Below are 6,777 nucleotides of genomic sequence, written 5' to 3' on the forward strand. Positions count from 1 at the left end.
TAACATGACGCTTAACCATGAATTATTACCCGATAGGTTATCACAAGCATTAAATAAACTTGCTGCTTTGCAGCAAGAGCAGATCTATTTTGCCCCGATACGTCATCATAGCCCATCATGCAGTTTTGCGCTTAAAAAATTGATTGAGCAAACAAAACCAACGCATATATTGATTGAAGCGCCAGTGAGTTTTACGCCATTAATTGAACAACTGTTACATGATGATACACGTCCGCCCATTGCGATACTTTGTCAGACAGAAATTGACACAATACCGTTAGTAACAGAAAGTGAAGATGATAGTGTATCTAAACAATCTACCTGTTCGGTTTTTTACCCATTTTGTCATTACTCGCCAGAATGGGTGGCAATACAAATGGCAAAAGAGCAGCATGCCACACTACAATTCATTGATCTGCCTTGGGCTTTGCAATGTGATCAAGAAATCGCTGCTGATTTTGATAAAAGTCGCTCGCTACTTTCCGAAACTTATCTAAAACACAGCCAATACATTCAATATTTAATGAAAAAATTGCATTGTCGTGATCATGATGAAGTGTGGGAACATCTTTTTGAACTGAAAGATTATAATGATATCGCTGATTGGCAAAATTTCTTTATTGATACCTTTATTTGGTGTGCAATGGCAAGGCTTGATTATTCACCGTCTTCACTTGCCGCAGAGGGTTCAGTTCAGCGTGAACAGTATATGTTAACAGCGATAGGTCAATTAAAGAAATCTCAACCTGATGCAAAAATTGTGGTCGTAACAGGTGGTTTTCATACCTTACCTTTACTGGAAGGATTATGGCACGATCAGCTTGTGCTACCTAAAAAAGCAGAGATGACTCGATTTAATCACCAACAAAAAAGTAGTGATAAAGATCAAAATTGGCTAATTCGTTATAGCTTTGATCGCCTTGATTCCTTAAATGGTTATGCGTCAGGAATGCCTTCGCCCGCTTATTATCAAGCGGCATGGCAGTCAATGTTACTTTATGATAAATCAACCACCAATGGCAAATCTTGCATCGCATTTCGCCAATCTTTAACTGCTGATGTGCTTACCGATATTGTTGATAAATTACGACAACAAAACAGTGACAATATTATCGGTTTTATCCCATTTCGTTCTGCAATAGCACAATCAATGTTATTAGCCAACTTACGAGAACATCATGGACCAGGAAGATATGATCTGCTTGATGCGATTCAATCCTGCTTTATCAAAGAGAGTATCAATGATTCTCGTCATGAGTTTTGGTTAACCGTGCAAAATTGCTTATCGGGCAATTTGTTGGGTGAAATACCTAAAGGTATTGCACAACCTCCGTTAGTGAATGAAGTATATTTAACGCTAAAAAAATATCGATTTAAGTTAGATTATTCCAGTCCTAAACTTACGCATATCGATATTTATCGCAAATCACAGCATCGGCAACGTAGCCGTTATTTACATTTATTGGCTTTTTTACAAGTGGGTTTTGCCAATCGAATAGATGGTCCTGATTATATTCATGGTAAACGCTTATCGATTATGTTTGAAGATTGGCGTTATGCTTGGACCCCCATGGTCGAAGCGCGTTTAATTAAATTATCTGAACAGGGGACGCAGTTAGCGCAAATCGCAATAAAGCAATTACAATTAGCGACTGAACAGTTAGGGCAAAACAGTACTGGTTTTTCAAGTATTGTGGCAGTTGAACAGTTAATTCAAGGCGCTTTGATGGGGCTTGAATCTTGTTTTGCTTATTTATTAAATAATCTATCTAATTGTATTGAGAACGATAACGAACTGGACAATCTAATCAATTGTGGCCATCGCTTACTTTACTTATGGCAAGGGCAAAATTTTTTACAACTGAAAAATACCGCAACGTTACTGATATTATTAGTTAAAATAATTAAACAGAGTCTTTTCTTGTTAACCAAGTTAAAACAACCAGAGCAAGAACAGCAACAAAAAAATATCAAAATATTACTTTCATTTAGAGACTTACTAAATTATTTACCAGAGCAACTTAATGTTAAACAATTTAAACACGATTTTTATCATAATTTGCATCGTTTACAACCTGAGTTAGCTCAACTGCCATTAATCTGTGGTGCTATTGATAGTCTTAGCTACTTAGATGCGTACTTAAGCCAACAACAACTAGAAGATAAAATAAAAATTAACTTCAGTTTAAATACACCAAATGATCATGCAATTCACTATTTTATCGGTATTATGCAGTGTACCCCACAATTGATTATCCATTCGTCTTTTCTACTTAATAGCTTGGATCAACTAATGATTGATTGGTCACCTGAGCGATTTATTGAAATATTGCCTGATTTACGTTATGCCTTTTCTCAATTAAACCCAACACAGAATGCTTCGTTGGCTAGTCAGATTGCTAAAAAATATCATATTGCCGATGATGAATTAGATTTTTACCAATACAACTTTAGTGAAAAAGAGTTAAACAAAGCTCTTTCTTTAGAGCTATTTATAACCAAACATATTCAACAACAGCATTTGCAAACATGGTTTAAACAATAGGAATACGTATGACTCACGATAGTCACATCGATGATAAAGCTACCAATGAACAAATTAAACGTTGGCGTTTAATTTTAGGAAGTTATGCCGATGAAGATTTAGGTCAAATTAATTTTAATACGCATGATAAGCAAATCGATCAATCATTAGAGTATCTTTATCGACACGAATATCGTGCTCGAGGTTTATTGACCAATGAAAAAGCTGATTCAGAACTAAAAGCGGGTGATAAAAGTCGTTCTGTTTATAAAACGATAGATTGGTTAAAACTAACACGTAAATTGTTTCCTAAAAGTACCTTTGAGCGAATGCAAAATCAAGCGATAGAGCGTTATTGCTTGGAGGGAATTTTAGACGATCCGAAAGTCATACGAGATCTTGAACCTAGTGTAAACTCGGTACGATTATTGATGAATTTACGGGGTAAATTGAGTTATGACGTTCGCCAAGAAGTACGAATATTAATTAAAAAAGTGGTGGACGAAATTTTACGAAAGATTCAAACGAATTTTGTCAATGCGATCACAGGTAAAAAAAATCGATTTAGGCGCTCTTTAATCAAAAATAACCAGAACTTTGATTGGCGGGCAACAATCAATGCTAATCTAAGGCATTTTGATCAGAACAAACAAAAAATTATTATTGAAAAAGCAATTTTCAATTCACGAAAAATAAGACAATTACCTTGGGATATTATTTTATGTGTTGACCAAAGTGGATCGATGGATAGTTCAATTCTTTATTCAGCAATTTGTGCCGCTATCATCGCAAAACTACCGGCGGTTAATTTGCATTTGTTGGTGTTTGATACTCAAGTTGTCGATTTAACACATATAGCCGAAGATCCGGTTGAAGTGCTCATGACTGTACAATTAGGCGGTGGAACAGACATTGGTAAAGCACTTAATTATGCTGAACAAAAAATTAAAAACCCGAGCCGAACGGTGGTGGTGGTGGTGAGTGATTTTTATGAAGGCGCAAATGTAACGCATTTATATCGAACTGTTGCTCGTCTTAATGCTAATCGAGTAAAAATGCTGGGTTTAGCTGCTTTAGACTATCAAGCTAATGCTGTTTATGATATGCAAATATCACAAAAACTTGCTGATCGCGGTATGCTAATTGCCGCCTTAACTCCCGAGCATTTTGCTAACTGGCTTGCCGAGGTGATGCGATGAGTTGGCAACAAACCTACTTAAATTATGATCAAGAAGCGTTAGCACTTTATGCCAATATTGGTTTAATTCGCCGTGCACGTAAAGATATCGAAGCTGATAAAGTCCTATTGCAAGAAGAGCAACCCGATTTTCTTCTGTTTATGGTCGATGGTCAACAGGTGAAACTTACTGCGCAAGGAATTCAAAAAGCAACTTGCAGTTGCCCAGCAAGTGGACACTGCAAACATATTATTGCGGCCATTTTATGGTTACAACTTCAGCCCAATCATCAAACGGATAATAATGCAACATTATCGCAAAATTCAGCGACTGAACGGTCAGTGCCACCATTAAAAGATGCATTAAGCGAGCTACTGACAATCGATGCTGGCGCGCTACTTAAACAAGCAGGTAAAGCCAATGTGCGCCTTGCTTATCAATTGGTTTTTGAGTGGCAGCAACTGCCGCCATTAACCGTAGAAAATCAAAAAGGGCAATTACGTATTCAAATACCACAAAGTGACATGCCGATTATCTATATGACTGGGACCGGTTTTGCTGGTATGATTTCACAGCTACCCGAAAAACAGAAAACAGCTGTACATTTAGCGGTTATTGCGTACCTGTTTCAACAACATCACCAGCCATGGACTTGGCCAATCGAAAACAACTTAACGGATAAACCGATTGATCGGTTAAGCGTTGATGAAATAGCATTAATTAAGCAAGTTGAAGAACATATTTATACATTAATCACCCATGGATTATCCCATGTGAGTCAAAGCCAAGCGACACAATTACAGTTGCTTAATATGTCTGCTCGATCGCAAAATCTTGCCAGTTTAGCCGCAATGCTAAGACACCTTTGCCAACTTGTTGAACAACAAGCCAATCGACATTTTACCGTTGACGAACAAGACATACTGTTATTCTTAGCTCGCCTTAAAGCATATCTGGAAAAATTATCACATTATCAAGGTGAACAACTTACCACAGTACGTGGGGGGCAAAAACGTCATTACCAAAATGATGCTCAATTAATTGACTTGCTACCATTGGGAGCTTATTGGTGGCAAAGCAAAACCGGCGCAATTGGGGCGACCTTTTACTTTTGGGATCCAATAGCGCTACAATATTATGAGACAACCTTAGCCAGACCTAATAATTCAGATATCAACTTTAATCGACAAAGCCTATGGCAAAGTGCATCAATTTGGCAAGCGATGCCTTGTGACTTAATGAATAAAGCTTTTACCTTATATGAACCACGTTTATCGCATGATGGTAAATTATCAAGTCGTGGTTCACACATAAAATTACAACCAACAGGTTGGAATTTGCAGCAGTATCAGCAATTTCAACAACAAGTTGGCTTTGATAACTGGTCGTTACTAAGTCACTATTTACAAAATTACGATACTAATATTTCACTGTTCAACCAAGTACTCTTTATTCACGTTACCAAAGCACAAAAACCTTATTTGGACGAAATCAGACAATGCTTGGTGTGGTGTGTTAAAGATTCACAGAATAATGACCTACTATTACGCATCTTTTGGGATGGTAAACAAAAACAACGTATTGAATCACTTTATTTGCTACACGAAATAGAGTTGCAACCCTTAACCGTGTTAGTAAAATGTGTAAAAAATGATAATAATTTAGATCTTGAACCATTTGCACTATTTTATAAACAGCCACTAACCGATGATATCAATATTTTAAATCTGGATTTTGACAACGAATCGTTATACCAAATATCGAATAACAGCGATGACTATTGTAAACAACCCGAAATACTCTTTCAAAAACAACCTCAGCAGATTGTTTACCAACACGATCCAATTGTTATCTACATTATCAAGCCGACGCTCAATTTTTGTGAAACAATAACGAGTTCGGGACGACTTAAACTGAACAATGACGATAAAAAGCAATTAGCGCAATTGCAAAATCAATGCGACACCTTAGGATTAAACACATTAAGTCAAGTGTTGACAAAAATAGGCAATCACCCAAACATCGAAGTCGTTCATATTTTACAAGCCGTGTACCTATGCCATCTCATGCAGAATGCGCATTACCAATTACCCATTATGATTAGGAATGATGCTGAAGAAGAGTAAAAAAGTAGAATTAAATCGAACAAAAAGCAAATACTCATTTTGAAAAAGTATATTAAAGCTAGCTAGAAGATTACAGCAATAAAAGTTTTGTAAAAAGTTTAAGCAAATATACACGTTTCAATATAAAAATCTTGATTTACTTTTTTGCCAATCAACCCTTTTTTTACACTAAATTAAAATTGATTAAAATCAATATATTAGAAAAGTGTTAAAAAAAGGGTTTTTGAGTACAAAAATCTTGTTTGCCTTTTTATAAACAGGGTTTATAGTATACCGGTTTCTAGTTCAACACTGCATAAGTGGTTTAGAAAAACATGCATCCAAACAATTTACAAATTTCAATCAAATCGACATATTGACCATAACGCCTCCCGACAAATCATAGCCTAGCTATTACAGCAGAACGCAAATTGAAAATAGAAAGACTTGCGGTTGATCTAAGTTACAAAATTGGAAAATCGGTTTCATGGACAGCATTGGCAAATTATATATTAGATAATTATGCAAAAGATGCAGTGCAAGACATAATATACTCAAGTAATAATAAAATTAGATAATTAAAATGTTCCATTTTGGAACAAGGTTGAACTATTGTATATATTTCAACCTTACTAATAAATTCTGTAAGAATATAAGTAATGAAATTTAGTACGCATAATGGCGTTATGCTAAATTCTTGATTGTTAGCCGACTGCGTCGGCCAACATTTTACAAACTGCGACTTCAACATAACGCATTTCACATTATGCGCACTTTATTATATTGAAAATTTAAGCGTGCTATAACATTTCCAATTTCAATATCGTTTAATCCCCCAGCTCCAGACCTTGCGAGGTTATTTTTCCATGACTAATCGATTTTTCGGCTAGCTTTTTTCCGGCAATATCTAATGTCCGGTTTAGCATTTGACTTGATATCGTTGTATACTGTTTTTTAGCCGCTAAATATT

3 protein-coding genes are annotated in these 6,777 nt (G+C 35.9%); all 3 read left to right on the forward strand.

Going from position 1 to position 6,777, the window contains the following annotated elements; genetic code table 11:
* The first annotated feature begins 4 nt into the window (after positions 1-4).
* Genes J3U56_RS11535 through J3U56_RS11545 form a run of 3 tightly spaced genes read left to right on the forward strand, consistent with a single transcriptional unit; the run spans position 5 to position 5,828 of the window.
* Positions 5-2,545 carry a DUF5682 family protein gene (locus J3U56_RS11535; RefSeq protein ID WP_267367806.1) on the forward strand — a complete coding sequence of 847 codons (2,541 nt, stop codon included), beginning with the start codon at positions 5-7 and terminating at the stop codon, positions 2,543-2,545.
* A gap of 8 nt (positions 2,546-2,553) precedes the next feature.
* Complete coding sequence (locus J3U56_RS11540) at positions 2,554-3,723, forward strand: VWA domain-containing protein (RefSeq protein ID WP_267367807.1); 1,170 nt, start codon at positions 2,554-2,556, stop codon at positions 3,721-3,723.
* Complete coding sequence (locus J3U56_RS11545) at positions 3,720-5,828, forward strand: SWIM zinc finger family protein (protein ID WP_267367809.1); 2,109 nt, start codon at positions 3,720-3,722, stop codon at positions 5,826-5,828. Before J3U56_RS11540 ends, J3U56_RS11545 begins: the two co-directional genes overlap by 4 nt.
* Positions 5,829-6,777: the final 949 nt, after the last annotated feature.

It is taken from the genome of Gilliamella sp. B2824, assembly GCF_026536245.1.
Lineage (GTDB): Bacteria > Pseudomonadota > Gammaproteobacteria > Enterobacterales > Orbaceae > Gilliamella.